We start from the raw sequence: 23,722 nt of genomic DNA on the forward strand, positions 1-23,722 counted from the left end.
TGGCCCTATACGCTGTTCGGGATCAGGTAAATCAAAATTCCCAAGTAGGGAGTACGTGTCTTGGCTTCGCCCGCCAATCAAGATGATGGTACCGGTATCACCGGTACGGATATTGAACAGGTCCTTGATAGCCGCGCAGAGGATGAATCTGCGACGGCTAATTCTGATTCCGGGTCCGGTTCACAGGGCGATGGCAATTCCCCTTCCTCTGCCAATCAGATTTTTACCAATGTGCAGAACGTCATCGGCAGTGCCTATGACGATGTTCTGGTTGGCGATGGTTCGAACAACACCCTGATCGGTGGCGAAGGCGACGATATCCTTGAGTCGGGCGAAGGCGAGGATGTTGTTACAGGTGGCGCAGGACGCGACACTTTTGTGCTTGAAAGCGGGTTTGAAAAAACCACCATCACCGATTTCAATGTTGAAGAAGACGAACTGGCCTTTGCCGACCTTGGCGTGAACAGCATCAATGACCTGATGGTGCTGGCCGCTGATGATGGTGCTGGCAATGTGGTCGTGACCTTTGCGAGCGGTGATGTCCTGATCTTGCAGGGTGTCAGCAAGGCGCAGCTTGCAGGCGCAACCATTGTCGAAGCACCGCAGATTTCTCCGGTAACTGTCGTTTCCGATGACAGTGCCACTGCTGATGCCGGTAGTGCCGCAGCCGCAGAAGACACCAGTAATGTCATTGACGGAACGTCTGGTGACGACACGATTGTCGGATCGGATGGCGACGATGTGATTTCGTCTGGCGGTGGTGTCGACAGCATTGACGGTGGTGCAGGTGAAGACACCCTGTCGCTTGATGGTGCCACGGATGGCATGCGTGTCGATCTTGGTCAGGGCCTTGCGACCGATGATTTCGGAGCAAACCGCGTTTCCTTTGACGCTATCGAAAATGTTCAGGGAACATCGGGCAATGATGTTCTGGTCGGGGATGCGGGCAATAACACGCTAGGTGGCGGTGCTGGCGACGACACATTCAAAGCCAGTGACGGGAATGACGTCATTGATGGTGGAACTGGCGAAAACACCATTGATTACAGCGGTTCCGAACAGGGTGTCAGGGTTGATCTCGATTCCGGTGCCGCTCAGGCAAATACGTCAGACAGCACAACGCCGAGCGCCAATGACGCTGAGAATGGTGGTGCCAGCGCCGGTGCATCCGATACGGGCAGCACAGATAGTGGTGCAACGGATAGCGGAACGGATACCAGCAACACCGATACAGGTGCAGGCTCAACAGATACGACCAGCGGATCGACGGGCACGGACACCACCGATACCGGAACAACCGGTTCTGAAACCGATGGCTCTGACACTAGTGATTCAGATGCTGGTGGTTCGGACACAGGCGCAACCGATGGCGGGGCGTCGGATCAGACCGACACGACGAATTCTGGCAGCACGGGCGAAAGCAATAGCGGATCGGATACAGGTTCCGGAACTGGCGCGGATGGCAGCGGATCTGATGGTTCGAGCAGCACGGGCGATACGACATCAGGTGACAGCAACACGGGTGGTGAGGCGTCCGGCGGAACAGATAGCACCACTGGTGACAGCAGCACGGATTCGGGCGCAACGTCGGGAACCGATACGTCTTCTGGCGATACGTCTTCTGGCGATACGACCGGGGGCAGCAGTTCCTCTGACGCGGGTGCGACGGATGGGAGCGCCGGTGATTCGGCGTCAGGTTCGTCTGGTAGCGATACGACAGCAGGTGGAAGTGGTTCGGACAGTGTGACCGGATCGGACGGCACCGATACGACCGGTGGCGCGGGTTCGGATGGTTCCACGGCGACCGATGGTTCATCGACAGGTGATTCCGGTTCATCTGCCGGCGAGACGGGTTCTGGCGATACCACATCCGGTGATACCGATGCAGGTGATACCGGCACAGACAGCACGAATGGTGGTGCCGCGGCAGAAACCGGGACCGGTTCGGATGGGTCGGATAACAGTTCCGACACCCGGACCGATACCACGGGTGGCAGCAGCGGTGTGGACACTTCGGGGACAGACACGTCTGGCACCGACAGTCCCGGCACAGAGACTTCTGATACTGGCGCTTCCGAAACCGGCACTTCCGAAACCGAAACGGATAGCGCAAGCGGATCAGATACGACATCCGGCTCTGATGGTTCAGATACATTGGGCGCGGGCGAAGGCACAACTGGCGGCAGTGATACCGGTACGGATGGTGCGTCCGGATCGGATACGACGGCTGGCAGCGATGGGTCGGATACCACATCTTCCGGGACGGAAAGTTCCGGTGGTGATGGCGCGACCGCGCAAGAAGACAACAGCACGTCTGGTGCGCAGGCTGGTGCAGATACCACCGGCACAGGTGCCACCGATGGCAGCAGTTCGGAAAGCAATGCCGATTCCGGATCCGGTGATACGTCGCCTGGCGGAATTGATGAAACGGGTGCGTCTGATGGTTCTGCATCCGGTGGCGCAGACGCCGAAAGCGGCACGGATCAGACCGGCGGAACAGACACAACAGCACAAAGTGAAACCACCGACGGTGCTGGTGCCGGTACGGATACCGGTGCCACATCGGAAGGCGGCGAGACGGCTTCCGAAAGCAATGATGGTTCTTCAGCAACCGATGGTGGCGAAGATACCGGTGCGACGGCCTTTGATAATACACCGACTGCGGGCGATGACCTGGTTCAGGGCGGCGATGAGGCCGATGTCTTCGGGGGTGGTGCCGGAAACGACACTCTTCAGGGCAATGGCGGCGATGATACGCTTGAAGGCAATGTCGGCGACGACCTTCTGCAGGGGGCAGAGGGCAATGACGTTCTGCGCGGCGAAGCCGGGAATGACGTGCTTCAGGGCGGTGACGGGGATGACAGCCTTGATGGCGGTGACGGCAATGATGTGCTTCAAGGGGGCTCTGGCAACGATCTTCTGATCGGTGGTGACGGCAATGATGTCATGGCTGGCGGGTCGGGAAATGATTTCCTGCGCGGTGGTGCCGGTGATGACCACATTCAGGGTGGTAGCGGAACCGACACGGTCAGCTATAGCGATGCCACAAGTGGGGTCACGGTCGATCTGTCCAGTGAAACCGCGACTGGTGGCGCGGGCAATGACGTCGTCCAGATGGTCGAGAATGTTGTTGGTTCCGATTACGACGATCATCTTACCGGTGATGATGCCAATAACGTTCTTGAAGGTGGTGCGGGCATCGATACGCTGACGGGCGGGGTCGGGGATGACACCCTGACCGGTGGTTCTGGCAACGATGACTTTGAACTGACCGAGAATTTCGGCAATGACACCATTACCGATTTCTCAGGTTCTGAAGACATTATCGATTTGTCGCGGCTCGGCATTCAGGATTTCGCGACCCTGCAAACCATGATGTCCGATGATGGTAACGGTAATACGGTTATCGATTTCGGTGATCAGGGTGTGCTGACCCTTGAAGGTGTCAGCAGTGACAGCCTTGTCGCAGATGATTTCCGCGGTTTCGGTCGCATCTTTGAATCCGAAAATGATGATGTCGAAGGCGGTACCGATGGCAGCGATGCCATTTACGGGTATGGCGGTAACGACACCCTTGGCGGTGGCGACGGCGACGACGTTGTTTCGGGCGGCTATGGCGATGATACGGTATCGGGTGGTGCGGGGAACGATACCCTGCGTGGCCAGGAAGGTATCGATACCGTCGACTATTCCGGTGCGACGGGCGGTGTTCAGGTCGATCTTGAAGCCGGGACCGCAACCGGTGCTGATGGCAATGACGTTCTTGATCGTATCGAAAATGCCATCGGGTCGGGCTATGACGACGAAATTTATGGCGATAGCGGCGTAAACGTCCTGAGCGGCGGTGACGGTAATGACACGCTTGTCGGACGCGGCGGCAACGACACCCTCGATGGTGGCGCAGGCGATGACCTGTTTGTCGGTGAGGACGGGACTGACACCTACATTGGTGGCGCGGGATCGGATACGCTTGATCTCAGTGCGCGCGATACTGCGCAAAGTGTAAATCTTGCATCCGGTGTGGTGAACGATACCGTTACCGGCGAGAATGACAGCGTCAACAGTATCGAGAACATTATTACAGGCGCAGGCAATGATGCGCTGGTCGGAACGTCAGCCGACAATATCTTTGATGCTGGCGCGGGCGATGACTTTGTCTTTGGCGGTGGTGGTAACGATACGCTTGATGGCGGCGAAGGCACCGATACCGTCGCCTTTGGCAGTGAGACGGGCCTCAATGTCAATCTTGCCGAAGGTACTGCAAGCAGCGACTCAGGTACTTCTTCGATCTCCAGCTTTGAGAATGTCCGTGGTACGGGCAACTCTGACGTCATAACCGGTGACGACGGCAACAACATTCTGACTGGTTTGGCGGGTGATGACACACTTGCAGGTGGTGCTGGCGACGATACCCTGATTGGCGGTGATGGTAACGACACCGCTGACTACAGTGCCGTTGACGGGGACATGAATGTCGACCTGTCAACTGGTGTCGCATCGGGTGACGGTACGGATACACTTTCGGGCATTGAAAATGTGACAACCGGCGCAGGCAACGATGTCCTGCGCGGTGATGCACAAGACAATACGATCGACAGTGGCGCGGGCGACGATACCATTTACGGAAGTAGCGGGGACGACGTCCTTGAGGGTGGTGAAGGCTATGACACCCTAAGCTACGGTGCTGGAAACGAGACTTCCGGCGTCACAGTTGATCTGAATGCCGGAACGGTTACCGGCAGTAATTTCGTTGACCAGATTTCGGGCTTTGAGCAGGTTGAAGGTTCTGCTGGCGACGATACCATGCTTGGCAGTTCAGGTGACGATATCCTGATTGCCGGTGATGGCAATGATACGCTTGACGGTCGCGGTGGTGACGACACCCTTACCGGTGGTGACGGAAGCGATACATTCATTCTCAGCGGTGATAGCGGGAATGACCTGATCACAGACTTTGATCCGGCAAATGACACCATCGATATCCAGGGTATCGATGGTCTGGAACTGTTCAGCGACATTGCCGACTTTATCGGTGAGGACGCTGCTGGTAACGCGACCATCACGATTGGTGATTCGGTTGTTACGCTTGAAGGTGTTGATCCCGACAGCCTGACCTTCAAAAACTTTGTCGGTATCCGTTCTCTCGAAGGAACCGAGAACCGTGACAATCTTGCAGGCACATCGCGTAGCGACGTGATTGATGCGAAGGGTGGCGATGACATTGTTCTGGGTGGGGCTGGAAATGACACGATTTCTGGCGGATCGGGCAAGGATACAATCAATGCCGGCACCGGGAATGACGTTGTTGATGGCGGAACCGGAGACGACCTGATTGACGGTGGAGCCGGCTCCGACAGTCTGGATGGTGGTGAGGGTAACGACACCGTCTCCTACGCGGGCGACAGTCAAAGTGTTACTGTTGACCTTGAGGCAGGTACCGCATCGAACGGAACAGATACAGACAGTCTTCGCAATTTCGAGAATGTGAACGGTTCGGGTTTCAACGACAATCTGTCCGGTGATGATCTGAACAACACGATCAGGGGCGGTGCAGGTAACGATATCATTGATGGCCGTGCTGGCGACGATATGCTCAATGGTGGTGTCGGCAGCGATACCCTGATTGGCGGTGAAGGCAATGATACCCTGATTGGCGGAACTGGTCAGGATACCGTTGATTACAGCACGGCAACCGGTGGCGTCACGGTTGATCTTGACACGGGCACTGCCGAAGGTGCCGCTGGTAACGATGTTCTTGATGAAATCGAAGACGTTGTTGGTAGCGATTTTGATGACATCCTGACCGGTTCATCCGAGCAAAATACCATTGATGGTGGTGCGGGAGATGACACGATTGACGGTGGAGAGGGTGATGACCTTCTGACCGGCGGCACTGGTGCGGACACCTTTGTTTTCAATGGACAGTCTGAGAACGACACCATTTCCGATTTTGATCCTTCAGAAGACCAGATCGATCTGACGAGCTTCGGCATTCCGAACTGGGAAGCATTGCAGAAGTTCATTGGTGTTGACGATGACGGCAATGCGACCATCACCATTGATGATCAGGTTCTGACCCTTTCGGGTGTCTCACCCGATGATTTGTCCGTTGATAACTTCACCAATATCGACACCTTGGGCGCAACCGAAGGCGATGACGTTCTCACCGGAACTGACTTCGATGAAATCATCGACGGTCTGGATGGCAATGACACGATTTCTGCAGGTGGCGGGGCCGATACCGTCTTTGGCGGTGCTGGTGATGATACGTTGTCGGGCGGGGCGGGTAACGACACCCTGGATGGAGGCACCGGGCAGGATAGCGTCGATTACAGCAAAGTAAGCGGCGTGAAGGTTGATCTTTCTGCAGGCACAGGCACGGTGGCTGCGGGTAATACCGATACATTGACAAATATCGAGAATGTCATTGGTTCGGCCCAAACTGACATCATTACAGGTGACGATCAGGCCAACACCATTTGGGGTGGTGCGGGTAATGATACGCTTGACGGTGCGGCCGGCGATGACGTGATCGATGCCGGCGCAGGTAATGATACGCTTACGGGCGGTGCGGGCAACGATACCCTGATCGGTGGCGATGGTACGGATGTTGTCAATTACAGTGATGCAGAAGGGTCGGTAACTGTCGATCTGGCCGCAGGTACGGCCTCTGGTGCTGATGGAGATGACAGTCTGTCGGGGATCGAAAATATCACCGGCTCTGAATTCGGCGACACGCTCGTCGGTAATGACGGCAATAACGTTATCAATGGCGGAGCCGGTGATGATGTGATCGACGGTGGTGCCGGTAACGATACCATCCGCGGCGGTGCAGGTAACGATACGATTACCGGCGGTGATGGAACCGATACCCTTGATTACAGCGGCAGCGAAGCTGTGACCGTCAATCTGGCAGACGGTACGGCCATCAGCGAAAGCGGTAGTGATACCATCAGTGGTATCGAAAATATCACGGGCTCTGTAGGTTCGGACGATATCACTGGCGATGATGGTGCCAACGTTATCAATGCCAGTGCGGGCGACGATATTATCCGCGGTGGCGCGGGTGACGACATGCTTAGTGGCGGTGCGGGAGCCGATATCTACAAGATCGCAACCGGAGACGGTCATGACACTGTAACCGATTTCGATCCCGCAAATGACCAGATCGATCTATCTGAGCTTCCGGTCGAAAGTTACGGCCAGCTATACGAAATGATGTCTGAAAACGAAAACGGTGACCTTGTCATCGAGTTCGATGATGATACGAGTATGGTGCTCAAAGGCGTCAGCCTGGATGACATTTCTGCTGATAACTTTATCGGTGTGCGTGACATTGTCGGTACGACGGGTGACGACACGCTTTATGGTACTGACGGGCAGGACACCCTGTCGGGACTGGATGGCAATGACACGATTTACGGCCTTGAAGATAATGATCTGCTTCAGGGCGGAGCAGGCGATGACACCCTGATCGGCGGTGAAGGTGACGATATCCTTGATGGCGGCGAAGGTGTCGATACAGCAGATTATAGCGATGAGGCCGGTCAGGTTAATGCAAGTCTGGATGCCGGTTCGGCGTCGACCAGTGGCGGCACCGACAGCCTTCGCAACATTGAAAATATTGTTTCGGGCGCGGGCAATGACCACCTGACCGGTTCGAACGGTGACAACCTGCTTGTTGGCGGTGAAGGTGACGACGTTCTCGAAGGCCTGGGCGGAGATGACACGCTTGTCGGTGGTGATGGTAACGACACTGTAAGCTATGCCAACGCCGAGGGTGGTGTTTCGGTCGACCTTGAAAATCAGACAGCAACCGGTGCCGCAGGCGATGACATCCTGTCGGGTATCGAAAATGCGGTCGGATCTGCGCATGCTGATACCCTTGCTGGTGATAGCGGTGATAACAGCATTGATGCCGGTGCAGGCAATGACACCATTATTGCTACCGGTGGTGATGACGTGCTGCGGGGTGGTGCAGGCAGTGATAGCGTTGATTACGGTAATGCAACCAGCGGGATTACCGCAGATCTTGATGCCGGGACGGTTACGGGTCTTGGCACTGATAAGCTTGAAAATATCGAGAACCTCAGTGGTTCGGAATTCAATGACAGCATCACCGGTAACCAGTTCGACAACATTCTGTCTGGCGAAGATGGCGACGATATTCTGTCGGGCGGCAGTGGTGACGATACACTTCTTGGTGGTGCAGGCGATGACCTGCTTGACGGCGGAGCAGGCAACGACCTGATTGATGGTGGTGACGGCATCGATACTGTCGACTATTCAGGCGAATTGCAGGCCGTCGAAATTGATCTTTCGACAGGCGAGACGGATGAGACGACCGGTGACACGGTACTGAATGTCGAGAATGTGGTTGGCAGCAGATTCAACGACATCATCACTGGTTCTGATGCCGCCAACACCCTGCTTGGTGGTGGTGGTCAGGATACGTTTAATGTCAGTGCTGGTGATGACGTTATTGATGGCGGTGCCGGTAATGATACCGTGGACTACAGTCAGAGTCAGACGGGTGTTGATGTCGATCTTGGTGCCGGAACGGCAGAGAAAACAGACGGTAGTGACACTCTTGCAAGTGTTGAAAACGTTGTTGGTTCGGACGCCAATGACAGTATTGCAGGTTCGGCTGACGCCAATACCCTGACCGGTGGTGCTGGTGACGACATCATTGATGGTCGTAGTGGTGATGACCTGATTTCCGGTGGTGCGGGCAATGACACGCTGTCAGGTGGTGATGGTACCGATACGCTTGATTATTCCGATGCGACAGGTGGGCAGGTCATCGACCTTGCTACCGGAACGGCAACAGGTGCTGACGGCAATGATACGATTTCGGGTTTTGAAAATGTAACCGGTACTGATTATGCCGACACCATTATCGGTGACGAGGCTGATAACGCGATTGATGGTGGTGCTGGTAATGACACCCTGATTGGCGGATCCGGTAATGATATCCTCAACGGTGGCGTTGGCGATGACAGCTTTGTCGGCGAGTTGGGAGACGACACTTATATTGGTGGTGTTGGTTCCGACAAGCTGGACTACAGCAATGCCGCATCCGGTCTTGATATCAATATCAGCACCGGAACCGCGACGGGCGAAGATACAGGTGTCGATACCTTTACCGGTATCGAGCAGATCACAGCCTCCCAATACGATGATGTCATTAGCGGCAGCGGTAGTATTGACACCATTCTGGCCGGTGCGGGCAATGACACCATTGCAGGCGGTGCCGGCGATGATGTGATCGCTGGTGAAGACGGCGACGATTACATCGTTGGCGGTAGTGGCAACGACACGCTTGATGGCGGTGATGGCGAAGACACGATCGGCTTTACCGACGCCAATGGTGTGCGTGTTGATCTTCAGACCGGAACAGTCACCGGTGATGGTGCCGACAAGATTTCGAACTTCGAGAATATTGATGGTTCTCAAGGGGACGACACGCTCAGCGGTGATGCAGGCAACAACACGATCATGGGCGATGACGGCAACGACCTTCTTGATGGTCGTGCCGGTGATGACGTGCTGCTTGGTGGTGCGGGTGATGATACGCTGCGCGGCGGTGCAGGCAGCGACACCATTGATGGTGGCGAAGGTGTTGATACCCTTGATCTGTCTGATCTTGATGGTGATCAGACCGTCGATTTCAATGCCGGTACCGCGACCGATGGCACCGATACCGATACCTTCACCAATGTTGAAAATGTCACCACTGGTGATGGCAATGACCTGATCCTTGGCGATGATAACGGCAATGTTATTGATGCCGGTGACGGCGACAATACCGTCGATGGTGGGGCAGGTGCCGATACAATCACCACAGGGGATGGTGCCGATCTGGTCGATGGTGGTGCCGGTAATGACACCATCAGCACCGGTGCAGGTGCCGACACCATCCAGGGCGGTGATGGCAATGATGTCATTTCGTCGGGTAGTGGTGATGACCTGATCGAAGGTGGTGCGGGGAATGACACCATCTCGGCCGGAAGCGGTTCTGACATCATTGATGGCGGTGCCGGAAACGACACCATTCTGTCAGGTGCGGGCGATGACACCATTATCGGTGGCGACGGCCTTGATACCGCAAGCTATATCGATTCTGAATCGGGTGTGACCGTCGACACCAGCAATGACACCGTCAGCGGAACTTCCACTGGAACCGATACCCTTGACGGGATCGAGATTGTCCGTGGGTCCGAGTTCAACGATACCTTTATTGGTGGCGGCCAAAGCGACACCTTCATCGGCGGTGCGGGTGATGACACCTTTGATGCCGGTGCAGGGAATGACACGCTGACCCTTGGCAGCGGTTCCGATCAGGTCATCTTTAATCCGGGCGATGGCAATGACACCATTACCGACTTCAATGTCGGTCAGGATGCCATTGACCTGACCAGCTTCAACATTGCCGGTTATGACGCGCTTGAAGAACTGTTTGGCACCGATGCCAATGGCGATCTGACCATCAATCTTGAAAGTGGCGACACCATCACGCTCAAGGGCGTGAGCGCATCGCAACTGAGTGCCGATAACTTCATCGGTGTGGATGTTCGTCTTGGTACGGATGATGCCGATGAAATGATCGGTGGCGACGGCGATGACATCATCAATGCACAGGGTGGTGACGATACGGTCGACGGCGGTCTTGGCAATGATCGCCTGATCGGTGGTGACGGCAATGACACCCTTGATGGGGGCGCAGGAAACGACACGCTGGTTGGCGGTGCCGGGTCAGACATCCTTGTCGGTGGCGATGGCAACGATACGGTCGATTATTCGACCGAGGGTGCCGGCATTGTTGCCGACCTCGAAAACGGGACGGTGACCGGTGGCGACGGCAATGACGTTCTTGATGGCGTTGAAAATGTCATTGGCACGCTTCATGACGATACGCTGATCGGCAACGATCAGAACAATACCCTGTCCGGCCTTGACGGCGATGACACCCTTGTTGGTGGCAGTGGCGATGACGTGATCGACGGTGGCGAAGGTTCTGACACCGTTGATTACAGCACCGCGACCCAGGGCGTCCAGATTGACCTTAATGCCGGGACCGCAACCGGTCAGGGCACCGATAGCCTTAATGACATCGAGAATGTTGTTGGCTCGGACTACAACGACGTCATCAAGGGCGACGCGGCAAGCAACACCATTTCCTCGGGTGCAGGTGGCGACGCGATTGACGCGGGCGCAGGCGATGACGTGATTGATGCTGGCGACGGTGTCGATGAAGTCAGTGGTGGCGACGGCAATGACATCATTGATGGTGGTGCCGGTGGCGACATCCTTCTTGGTGAAGCAGGCGACGACACCATTAGCAGTGGCGAAGGCGATGACATTGTCGAAGGCGGCACGGGCGACGACTGGGTCTATGGCGATGCCGGTGACGATATCCTTGATGGTGGCGATGGCGATCTCGATACGGTCGATTATTCCAATGTGGATGGCGGCGTCACGGTCGACCTGGTCAAGGAATATGCGACCGGTGCAGCGGGCGATGACATTGTTCGCAACTTCGAACGTGTTATCGGTACCGATTATGCCGATACCCTGATCGGTAGCGACGGCATCAACACCCTTGATGGTGGTTCGGGCAACGATACCCTGTTTGGCGGGGCGGGCGATGACGTGATCATCACCGGTGCTGGCGAAGACATGATCGTTCTGAAGCCGGGCGGCGGACATGACACCGCAACCGACTTTGACGTCCAAAAAGACATGATAGACCTGTCGGCCTATGGTATCGAGGATTACGCAACCCTGCGTGATCAGATGTTTGACGACGAGAACGGCAATGCCGTCATCACGGTTGGCGATGACAGCATCACGCTTGAAGGAGTGTCGGTTGATGATCTTGGGCCCGAGAACTTCTTTGGCTATGACGTCATTTACGGCACCGAGTTTGAAGACAACATTACCGGCAGCCAGATCAGCGACGAGATCCACGCCCTTGAAAGCGACGACATTGTCGATGGCAAGGCGGGCAATGACGACATTTACGGCAATGAAGGCAATGACACACTGATCGGTGGCGCAGGCGATGACACGCTGCGCGGCGGCGATGGCAGTGATACGGCCGATTATTCCGATACGACCGAAGGCGTGACTGTTGATCTGGGTGCGGGCACCGCGACCGGTGAAGCAGGCAATGACACCCTTGAAAGCATCGAAAACGTCACCGGTGGTGACGGCGATGACATCCTGATCGGCGATGAAAATGCCAACATTCTTGATGGCGGCGAAGGCAATGACATCGTCTATGGCAATGGCGGTGACGACACCCTGATCGGTGGCGAAGGCGAAGACGTTCTGTCCTATGAAGGGGCAGAAAGCGGCGTGAATGTCGATCTGGGTGCCGGAACCGCGACCGGTGGTGCGGGGAATGACGTCATTGACGGATTTGAGACCCTGATCGGCTCGGATCACGACGATACGCTTGCAGGCAATGATGCCAATAACGTCATTGATGGCGGTGCAGGCAATGACACGCTTTCGGGCGGCGCCGGTGACGACACCCTGATCGGTGGCGCAGGCAACGATATGGTCGATTATTCCGACCAGACAGATGGCGTTGTTGTTGATCTTGAAAACGGTACGGGTGCCGCATCCGACGGCACCGATACCCTTGATGGTATCGAAGGTGCGACCGGTGGTGCAGGGGATGACACCCTGACCGGTTCGACCGGTGACAATATTCTTGCTGGTGGTGCTGGTAACGATACGCTTTCGGGCGGTGCAGGCAATGATACCCTTGCTGGCGGCGAAGGTGCCGACCTCATCGATGGCGGTGCAGGTGACGACGTTCTGTCATTCGAAAGTGACAGCGTTGCCGCAGACGGCGAGACCACCGATCATGTCGGCAGCCCGACCACGGATGGTACGGGCGAAGTCGCCGATATTTCCGGCAAGAACCTTTCTGATGACAGCTTTGTCGGTGGCGAAGGCAATGACACGCTGGTTGCAGGTGCCGGTGACGATGCCATCATCCTTGATCGCGATCACGAAAATGGCGGGGCCAATCCGGCCATCGTCGATATCGAAAACATTGATGCCGGTGATGGCAACGATGTGGTCGACCTGACCAGCAATGTTCATTCCTATGGCGATGTCACCATTGATGGTGGTGCCGGGGATGACACCATCTGGTCGAACGATGGCAATGACGTCATTGCCGGTGGCGAGGGTGCCGATAACATCAATGGTGGTGCCGGTAACGATGTTATCGATGGCGGTGCCGATGATGACATCATCAATGGCGGCGAAGGCACAGACACCATCGACGGTGGTGCTGGTAATGACACGATTGCAGCCGGTGCAGGCGACGATATCCTGATCGGTGGCGACGGCGACGATACCCTTGATCTTTCCGGTGCAAATGGCGCGACCATTGATCTGGGCGCAGGCACGGCAAGCAGCGATGCAACCGGTACAGACAGCATCGACGGATTTGAAAACGTCATCGCGACCGATGGTGATGACACCATTTCTGGATCGGACGCCAACAACACCATTGATGCCGGTGCAGGCAACGATACCGTGACCCTTGATGCCGGGAACGACAATCTTGATGGTGGCGAGGGTGTCGATACCCTTGATCTGTCGGGCACGACTGGTGGCATCACGGTTGATCTGGCCGCAGGCACCGCAAGTGGTGCCAATACCGGTTCGGACACGATTGCCAACTTTGAAAATGTTACCGGGTCGGATGATGCCGATACCCTTTCCGGTTCGGATGGCGACAACGTTATCGACGGTGGCGCAGGTAACGACGTCATTGATGGTGGCGCCGGGGATGATGTTCTTGCCGGTGGTGCCGGGGATGACACCCTTGCTGCGGGTGATGGCAATGACACGCTTTCGGGCGGTGCCGGTTCGGATACCTTTGTCTTTGAAGACGGAACAGACAGCGATCTGGTCAGTGACTTTGATCTTGGCGCGGATGTGATTTCGCTGCCGGATCTGGGGATCTCGACCTGGACCGAGTTGCAGCCGCTTCTGTCTGACGGTCCTGATGGCGCGGTTATTTCTCTGCCATCTGGTGGCACGGTGACCCTTGCGGGTGTTGCGGTTGATGATCTGACACCGGATCATTTCGAAGGCATCGATAATGTCGGAACACCGGGTGAAGACACCTTGGGTGGCGGCGACGGTGATGACTCGGTTGATGCCGGTGATGGCGACGATACCGTTGACGGTGGCGGTGGTGACGACACGCTTCAGGGCGGTGGCGGCAGCGACACGGTTGATGGCGGTGACGGCAATGATTCCATCGATGGTGGCGATGGCGACGATACTGTTGGCGGTGGCGATGGTGATGACACCGTCGGTGGCGGCAGTGGCAATGACACGCTCAGCGGTGGTGGCGGTTCCGATACGCTTGATGGTGGCGACGGCGACGATGTTCTGCAGTTCGAAGCCGACCGTACCGGTCAGGCCGGTGACAGCACCGATCACGTGGGCAGCCCGGGTGTCGATGGCACCGGCGACGTTGCCGATCTTGAAGGTCTTGGAATCAGCGATGACCAGTTCGATGGCGGCGAAGGCGTTGATACGCTTCTTGGCACATCGGGCGCAGACGCGATCATCCTTGATGCCGACCATGCAGATGGTTCCAACGCCCCAGCGATCAGCGACATCGAAGTCATTGATACGGGTGCCGGTGACGATGTTGTCGACCTGACCAGCCAGACTGATGGTTATGGCGATGTGACGGTGAATGCCGGGACCGGTAATGACACGGTCTGGACCAGTGCGGGCAATGACGAAATCAATGCCGGTGACGGCGATGACGTGATCCATGATGGTGCGGGCAACGACGTCGTTGATGCCGGTGCGGGCAATGACATCATCGAAGGCAGCCTTGGCAACGACACCATTGATGGTGGTGATGGCATTGACCTTCTTGATCTGTCCGATGCCGATGGCGTGAATGTCGATCTGGGTGCAGGCACGGCACAGTCCGATGCATTTGGCTCTGACAGTGTCGCGAATATTGAAAATGTGGCGGGTTCTGGTGGTGATGACATCATCACCGGTTCGGACGCGGTCAACGTCATTGACGGTGGCGCAGGGAATGACACCCTTGATGGTGGTGCGGGCAATGACACCGTTATTGCCGGTGCAGGTGACGATACGGTTCTGGCCGGTGCGGGCGATGATACGCTTACCGGGGATGACGGCATCGATACCCTCGATATGGCGGGCGCCGACGGCGCGGTTGTTGATCTTGCTGCGGGCACGGCATCCTCGACCGAGACCGGCAATGACACCATTTCAGGCTTTGAAAATGTAACGGGCAGTGACGGTGCCGACACCATCACGGGCAGCGACGGTGCAAATACCATTGCATCGGGTGCCGGTGACGATGTTGTCGATGGCGGTGCCGGGGATGACGTCATTGATGGTGGTGCCGGAAATGACAGTCTGCTTGGCGGCGCTGGCAATGACACCATTGATGGCGGTGCGGGCGACGACCGGATTGATGCCGGTCTTGGCGATGATACCCTGACCGGTGGTGCAGGCGCAGATACCTTCAGCTTTGCCGATGGTACGGATGATGATCTGGTCAGTGATTTCACCGTCGGTGAAGACCAGATTGCCCTGCCCGATAGCGGTGTGACCAGTTGGACCGAATTGCGCGACATGCTGTCGAACGGTCCGGAGGGCGCGGTGATTACGCTACCATCTGGTGGTACGGTGACGCTTGCTGGTGTTGCGGTCGAAGACCTTGGACCGGGTGACTTTGAAGGCATCGACAACGTTCCGACCGAAGGCAATGACAGCCTTGGTGGTTCGGGTGGCGACGATACCGTTGATGGCGGTGGCGGCGATGACACCCTGTCGGGCGGCGGTGGCAATGATACGCTGGGCGGTGGCGAAGGTGATGACACCATTGATGGTGGCACCGGCAATGACACGCTAAGCGGTGGTGACGGCACCGACACCCTTGACGGCGGCGATGGTGATGACGTGCTTGAATTCGGTGCCGATGGTACCGGTCAGGCAGGCGACAGCACCGACCATGTCGGAAGCCCGGGCGTTGATGGCACCGGTGATGTTGCCGGTCTCGAAGGTCTTGGCGTCAGTGACGATGTCTATGACGGTGGTGCGGGCGTTGATACGCTGGTCGGGACGAGTGGTGGCGATGCCATCATCCTTGATAGCGACCATGCGAATGGTGCCGCCAATCCGTCCATCGTTGATGTTGAAGTCATCAATACCGGTGACGGTGATGATGTGGTCGATCTGACCAGTCAGGTTCATGCCTATGGCGATGTGACGGTCAATGCCGGAACCGGCGATGACACCGTCTGGACCAGTGCGGGCAATGACGAAATCAATGCCGGTGACGGCAACGACCACATCAATGCAGGTGCAGGCAACGATATCGTTGATGCCGGTGCGGGCAATGACACGGTTGTCGGTGATGCTGGCAATGACACCCTGATCGGTGGCGAGGGTACTGATACCCTGGACATGTCCGATGTTGGTGTGGATGTTGCGGTTAACCTTGAAAATGGTACTGCCGATAGCAGTGAAACCGGATCGGATATTGTTTCGGGCTTTGAAAACCTGATCACCGGTTTGGGCGATGATACCGTTACGGGCAGTGCGGCGAACGATACCATCACGACCGGCGATGGTGCCGATACGATTGATGGCGGCGACGGCATCGACCTGATTGACGGTGGTGCCGGAAATGACGTGATTTCTGATGGTGCCGGTAGTGACCTTGTCATGGCAGGTTCCGGAAATGATACGGTTGTCGCCGGTTCGGGCAATGACAGCCTTGATGGTGGCGACGGTGTCGATACCCTTGATATGTCGGGTGCATCGGGTGATGCGGTTGTCGATCTGGGTGCAGGTACGGCAATGTCGGCCGAAACCGGAAATGACCAGATTTCGAACTTTGAAAATGTCACCACCGGTGCCGGTGATGACCAGATCGCAGGTTCGAACGCCGATAACGTGATCAATGCCGGTGCGGGCAGTGACACCATTGATGGTGGTGCAGGCGATGACACTGTTTGGGGTGGCGCAGGTACGGACACATTTGTCTTTGCCGATGGCACCGATGATGATGTTGTCAGCGATTTCACCCGTGGCGAAGACAAGCTTTCAATCGATGATCTTGGCATCGAACGTTGGGCCGATCTTGTTCCGTTGCTCAGTGAAAACGGCAATGGGGACGCGGTTCTGAACCTGCCAGCGGGCGGGACTGTGACCCTCGTCGGTGTCGGCCTGAGCGATCTGAGCGCAGATGACTTTACCAACATCACCGATGGCGCAACGCCGTATGATGATGTGCTTGAAGGCACGGATGGTAACGACACCATCGATGCGCTGGCAGGTAATGATACCGTAACCGGTGGTGCCGGTGACGATACGCTTTTGGGGAATGACGGTGCGGACACCATTGATGGTGGCACGGGCAGCGACAGCATTGATGGCGGTGCAGGCAACGACATCCTTGCAGGTGGTGCTGGTGATGATGCAATCACGGGCGGTGCCGACAATGATACGCTTTCGGGTGGTGCAGGTGATGACACCCTCGATGGTGGCGCTGGCGACGATGTTCTGAACTTTGAGGCAGACGGAACCGCAAGCACAGGTGAAACCACCGAAAACACCGGAAGTCCGGGCGTTGACGGGACAGGGGATCTGGCCGGTATCAGCGGCAAGAATATCTCTGATGACACCTTTGTCGGTGGTGAGGGTCAGGATACCCTCAACATGACCGGTGGCAGCGACGCGCTGATCCTTGATGGTTCGAAACTTGGCGACGGGGAAACCACAACGCCAACGGTCGAAACCCGGACGCTCGGTCTGACGGAATCGGCAAGTGCCGCCGACGTTCAGGCCGCATGGTCGGATGCCAACCTTTATGCCTTCGATTTCGGAACGTCCTATGTGGATGAAAACGGCAAGCTGAACCTTGCTGCGGCCGATGACACCGTGACCTTTAACGGCAACGGCATCGGCAATGATGGCGGCAGCCCGGCAGGCAGCCAGATCAACCACGACGGCACGACCGGCGAAAGCGAAGCAGTTGTTGTCGATCTTGGTGCAGATGCCACCACGGCAACGGTCCAGATTTCCAACCTTTACGCCAACGAAGCCAGCGGGGAAGTCGGTTCCTGGCAGGCCTTTGATGCCCAGGGCAATCTGGTTGCTTCGGGTACGCTTGATGCATCGACCATCGATTACACCAGCGGTGGCCTTGGCACGGCGACCATTTCGGTCACCGACACTGCGGGCAACCCGGTTGAATTCCGTTACATCGCGTTTGAAAGCGAACCTTATGCCGATGGCACCAGCGGTTCGGACAGCAGCGACTTCTTCGTCCGTTCCATCAGCTTTGACACCATTGTTGATGAGACGACCACCGATGGCGCACGCCTTGACGGGGTTGAGGTCATTAATGCCGGTGACGGCAATGACGTTGTCGATCTGACCAGCGATACGATTTCCTATGGCGATGTCACCATCAATGGCGGTGCAGGCACCGATACCCTGTGGGGTAACGAAGGTAATGACACCATCAATGGCGAACTTGGCGACGACAACATCCACGGTGGTGCTGGCGACGACTTCCTTGATGGCGGCTATGGCGATGACGTGATCAATGGCGGTGTTGGCAATGACACGCTGCTTGGCGGTACGGGCGAAGACGAACTTCGTGGTGGTGCCGGTGACGACACCATCGTCGGTGGTGCTGATGTTGATACAGTCATTTATGACGACGCGACCGATGGCGTTAACGTCGATCTGGGCAGTTACACCGCAACAGGTGGTGCCGGTAACGATGCGATCTATCAGGTCGAAAATGTCACCGGCTCGGATTACGACGACACCATCACCGGTGATGGCAAGGCCAACATCCTTGACGGTGGCGCGGGTGACGACACGCTGGCAGGTGGTGCGGGCAATGATACGCTTCGCGGTGGCAACGGCAACGATACTGCCGATTACAGCAACGCAACCGGTGCGGTAAATGCCAACCTGTCGACCGGCACAGCCAAGGTCGGAGCAACCGAAACCGACAAGCTTTCAAGCATTGAAAACCTGATCGGCTCAAGCGGTAACGATACCCTGACCGGTTCTGATGACACCAACACCCTGACCGGTGGTCTGGGCAATGACATCCTTGTCGGTAATGGCGGTGATGACCTTCTTGAAGGTGGCGCAGGCGACGACAGCCTTGATGGTGGTCTGGGCGATGACACCCTTGATGGCGGTGATGGCAGCGATGTTATCAATGCGGGTGAGGGTGCCGACATTGTTGATGGTGGTGCAGGCAACGATACCGTCTTTGCCGGTGCGGGCGATGATACCCTTGCCGGTGGCGAAGGGGACGATACCCTTGATCTGACCGAGGCGACCAGCGGCGCGACTGTTGATCTTGGTGCTGGTACTGCAAGTTCGACCGAAACCGGTAATGACACGATTTCGGGCTTTGAAAATGTTATCGGCTCGGCGGCGAATGACACGATCACCGGCAGCGATGGTGTGAACACCATTTCTGCTGGCGACGGTGCTGACATTATTGATGACGGTGCAGGCAATGACGTTGTCGATGCCGGGGCGGGCAATGATACCCTGATCGCGGCAGCTGGCGACGACACCCTTTCGGGCGGTGCAGGTGAAGACACCCTGGATATGAGTGGCGCAAACGGTGCCACGGTTGATCTGGGTGCCGGTACTGCGACCTCGGCTGAAACCGGAACAGACAGCATCAGCAGCATCGAGAATGTCATCGGATCGGATGGCAATGATGTTCTGACCGGTTCGAGTGGTGACAACACCATTCTGGGTGGCGCAGGCGACGACACCATCGAAGGCGGTGCCGGTGGCGACTACCTTGATGGTGGTGAAGGCCGCGATACGCTGAGCTATGAAGGTTCGGACGCGGGCGTTGAGATTTACCTTGGCGAAACCGATGCCAATGCCCAGACACCGGGTGAAGCCGGTCGTGCATATGGCGGCGATGCCGCGGGTGATATCCTTGCCAACTTCGAAAAAGTTATCGCCTCGGCCCATGACGACTATGTCTATGGCAACAGCCAGAACAACGAAGTTGATCTGGGCGACGGTAACGATACGTTCGATAACGTCGAAGCCGATGTCAGTGAAGACACCATTGATGGCGGTCTGGGTAATGACACCATCTGGGCCGGTGACGGTGCCGATACCCTGATGGGTGGCGACGGCAACGATTACCTGAACGGCGAAAAAGGTGATGACGTCCTTGATGGTGGTGCTGGTACGGACCGCCTGATCGGTGGCGAAGGCAATGACACGCTTGACGGCGGCGAAGGCGACGACACCCTGACCGGTGGTTCGGGGGCTGACCTTATTGAAGTCAGCAGCCTGATCGGTGACAAGGTCGTAACCGACTTCAACACCAGCGTTGACCAGATTTCGCTTGATGCACTGGATATCAGCACATGGTCGGAACTGGCACCGCTTCTGTCCGAAGTGAATGGCAACACGGTCATTGATCTGGGCGCAGAAGGCTCGGTCACGCTGCTGGGCGTGCGCCTGAATGATGTTTCGGCGGATATGTTTGTCGGCATCGAAAATGACGGTGGCGCAACGCCGTTTGACGATGTCCTGATCGGCACCAGCGAAGACGACTATATCGACGCCCTTGCCGGGAATGACGTTGTTGATGGCGGTGCCGGGAATGACACCATCAATGGTATGGAAGGTGACGACAACCTTTCGGGTGGTACAGGCGATGACACCATCACTGGTGGCAGCGGCAATGACGTTGTTTCGGGGGGTGATGGCAACGATACCCTTGATGGTAACGAAGGCCACGATGTGATTTCGGGCGGTGCTGGTGACGATACCCTTGTTGGTGGCAGCGGCAACGACGTCATGGATGGCGGCGGCGGTGACGATTACATCGACGGCATGGAAGGTGATGACACCATCACCGGTGGCGATGAAACCGATACCATTTATGGCTCGGCCGGGAATGACAGCCTTGACGGTGAAGGCGGCGACGACGTCATTTATGGTGGCGATGACAGTGACAGCATTGCAGGTGGTGCAGGCAATGACCTTCTGTCGGGTGATGCCGGTAATGACACGCTTGATGGCGGCATTGGCAACGATACGCTTTTGGGCGGTGACGGCGACGATACGCTGAGCGGTGGTGATGGTGACGACGTTCTGTCGGGCGGTGCTGGCAACGACCTTATGGATGGTGGTGCCGGTAACGATACCCTGACCGGAACCGATGGTGCCGATACCCTTTTGGGTGGTGATGGCAATGATACGCTTGATGGCGGTGCAGGTGATGACACCTATACCGGCGGCAATGGCGCGGATCAGATCCTTGTATCCAATAATTCCGGCGACAAGGTCGTACACGGCTTCAACCCGAACGAAGATCAGATCAACCTGGCAGCACTTGATGTTGATGACTGGGCCGAACTTCAGGGGCTGATGACCGAGGTGAATGGCAACACGGTCATTGATCTCAATGGTCAGGGGACGCTTACCCTTGTCGGCATCACGATCAGCCAGCTCAATGCAGACGTATTTGTCGGTATCGAGGCCTCCAGCGGCCCGACCCCGTATGATGACCTGCTTTATGGTACCAGCAACAATGACACGATCGCGGCCCTTTCGGGTGATGACACTGTCTATGGCCTGAATGGTCAGGACACGCTGACCGGCATGGAAGGCAATGACAGCCTTTATGGTGGCGATGGCGATGACGTTCTTGGCGGTGACGAGGGCGATGACCTTGTCGAAGGCGGCAGCGGTCAGGACACCATTACTGGCGGTTCGGGCAACGATACGCTTGACGGCGGTTCGGGTGATGACCGGGTCTGGGGTGGTGACGGCAATGACACCATCATCGGTGGTCAGGGTCAGGACAAGCTGTATGGCGAAGCAGGTAACGATACCATTTCGGGCGGTACCGGCGACGATACCCTGTATGGCGGTGCGGGTTCTGACGTCCTTGAGGGCGGCGAGAACAATGACAGGCTCTATGGCGGTGATGATGCCGATACGCTCATCGGCGGCAATGGCGATGACAAGCTGTATGGTGATGCCGGGAATGACACCCTGATTGGTGGTGCCGGACATGACACGCTTGTCGGTGGGGCCGGTCGCGATACCGCAAGCTATGCCGATGCGACCTCGGCGGTGGCGGTCAGTCTTGAAAGCGGCTCGGCTGTCGGCGGTGCAGGCAATGATATCCTGTCCTCGATCGAAGACCTGATTGGCTCGAACTTCAATGATTACCTGTTTGGTGATGATGGTTCGAACCTGCTGTCGGGGCTGGATGGCAATGACGTGCTTGGCGGGGACGCCGGGGATGACACCATCTGGGGTGGTGCAGGCAATGATACGATCAATGGCGGTACCGGTTCGGACCTGATTGATGCCGGTGCCGGTAACGACACCATCGAATATCAGAAAGATGCGACCTGGAGCAGCAGCTACGCTGCCAAGAATGTTGGCGATCCGAATATGGCGGGTTCCAACGAACAGGTTAACCTTTCGGGCTATAACCGTTCGCAAGACATCATCGATGGTGGCGACGGGACCGATACCCTGTCGATGACCAGCGGCAATGATGCCCTGTTCCTTGATGACACCTTTACCGATCCGGGCACCAGCCCGCGCATTTCGAATGTCGAAGTAATTGATGCCGGTAACGGCGATGACATCATCGATCTGACCAGCGAGACCCACAGCTATGGTGATGTGACGATCCTTGGTGGTACTGGTGACGATATTGTCTGGAGCAATGCGGGCGATGACGTTATCGACGGCGGCGCAGGGAACGACAGCCTGTGGGGCGGATCGGGTGCAGATACCCTGATCGGTGGCGATGGTACGGACGTTCTCAATGGCGGGGCCGGTGATGACGTTCTGCAATACAATGCCGATGATACCTGGGGTAACAGCTGGTACGCGCTCAATGACGGTTCGCCAAGCGAAGACGGTCATCAGCACGACAATGGCTGGGGTCATGACAACCACAATGGCAACGGCTGGGGCCATGATGAAGGTGGCGACGATGGTACCGGCGAATATGTCAATCTGGGCGGTTACAACCAGTCCAATGATGTCTTTATCGGTGGCGAGGGTGTCGACACCCTTAAGATGACCAGCGGCGATGATGCCTTGTTCCTGCGTGACTCTGTCAGTGATGGTGCTTCGAATGTCCGCATCAGCGGTATCGAGGTGATCGAGGCCGGTGATGGCAATGACATCATTGATCTGACCAGCGAGATCGAAAGCTATGGCGATGTCACCCTTGATGGCGGCGATGGTAACGATACGCTCTGGTCTAATGCCGGGGATGATCTGTTGCTTGGTGGTGCCGGTAATGACCATCTTTATGGCAGTGCCGGGGATGACACCCTGACCGGTGGAACGGGTTGGGATACGTTCCAGATCGGTAAAACCGACGGTCATGACATCATCACCGACTTCACGCCGGGCGAAGACATCATTGATCTGTCTGAATGGAACTACAATAACTTCAACCAGATCCAGGACGACATGCATCTCGATGTTGACGGCAATGTTGTCATCGAACTTGGCAATGATGCGTCTGTGACCCTGATGGGGATTAACGACCCGGATGAACTTGATGCCGATGATTTCGGATTTGGCAGCTGATCGAACGCAATTTTACATTAGCGAAAACGGGGTGGTCACAAAC

The 23,722-nt window shown here is 56.6% G+C and carries 1 protein-coding gene; it reads left to right on the forward strand.

The window, feature by feature from the left end; all coding sequences use genetic code 11:
- The first annotated feature begins 60 nt into the window (after positions 1 to 60).
- Positions 61 to 23,679, forward strand: a complete 23,619-nt coding sequence (locus ACTU44_RS03990) for a hypothetical protein (protein WP_462096739.1) — start codon at positions 61 to 63, stop codon at positions 23,677 to 23,679.
- The last annotated feature ends 43 nt before the right edge of the window (positions 23,680 to 23,722 follow it).

This window comes from Thalassospira sp. SM2505, assembly GCF_054901115.1.